The sequence below is a fragment of the Vibrio sp. Vb0598 genome (assembly GCF_033338935.1).
GTDB classification, from domain to species: Bacteria; Pseudomonadota; Gammaproteobacteria; order Enterobacterales; family Vibrionaceae; genus Vibrio; species Vibrio alginolyticus.
Map to the genome: position 1 here is coordinate 1 of NZ_JAWOTP010000214.1, position 1,151 is coordinate 1,151.

A 1,151-nucleotide genomic window follows, 5' to 3' on the forward strand; every position below is an offset into this window, starting at 1 on the left:
TTTTCAGCTTCGATCCTATCCCAACCTTTACGATCAGCATAACTCGCTAATTGGTCGTCTTGGATCTGAGCAATCGCAAAATAGCGAGAGTCTGGATGTGAGAAGTACCAACCGGACACTGATGCCCCCGGATACATTGCATAGCTCGTTGTAAGTGACATACCGATGTTCTCTTCAACATTCAGTAACTCCCAAAGCGGGCCTTTCTCTGTATGCTCAGGACAAGCTGGGTAACCCGGTGCAGGACGGATCCCTTGGTACTTTTCACGGATGAGCTCATCATTCGATAGATTTTCATCCGCTGCATAGCCCCAAATTTCTTTCCTGACACGCTCATGCAAGCATTCAGCAAAAGCTTCGGCTAAACGATCCGCCACCGCTTGAATCATGATTGCGTTGTAGTCATCGCCTTGCGCTTTGTACTCATCGGCCAACTCACGCTCACCGATACCGCCAGTTACTGCAAACGCTCCAACCCAATCCTGTTTGCCAGATTCTTTTGGCGCGATGTAATCCGACAAGCAGTAGTTAAAGCCTTTAGGCTTTTCTGTTTGCTGACGAAGATTGCGCAATACTTTAGCAACCTCGGTACGCGACTCATCGGTGTACACTTCAATATCATCACCCACACTTGCCGCTGGGAATAGGCCACATATCCCGCGAGCCTTAAGCAATCCTTCACGCTCAACTCGATCAAGCAGCTCATTGGCATCATGGAACAGACGCTGAGCCTCCTCACCCACTTCTTCATGTTTGAAGATTGTCGGGTATTTTCCTACCAGCGACCACGTCATGAAAAACGGCGTCCAGTCGATATACTTGCGTAAGGTTGCGACATCAAAATCATCGAAAATATGAAGGCCTGGTTTTGCAGGAACTGGTGGCGTGTATGCATCCCAATCTATCGCGACTTTATTTGCACGCGCTTGTTCTAAAGTGACAGGCTTAGTACGCGGCTTCTTACGATTGTGTTGGTCACGAACACGCTCATAATCCGCATCCAGTTTTTCTATAAAGGCAGGTCGACGTTCATCGGAGAGTAATGACGAACAAACCCCTACTGCGCGCGACGCATTGTTTACGTAAACCACCGGATTTTTGTAGTTCTGCTCAATCTTCACGGCGGTGTGCGCTTTGGATGTGGTAGCTCC

The 1,151-nt window shown here is 48.7% G+C and carries 1 protein-coding gene; it reads right to left on the minus strand.

Going from position 1 to position 1,151, the window contains the following annotated elements:
* A partial coding sequence (locus R7Q38_RS24180; protein ID WP_318114613.1) for a vitamin B12 dependent-methionine synthase activation domain-containing protein occupies positions 1–1,151 on the minus strand: 1,151 nt, incomplete at both ends.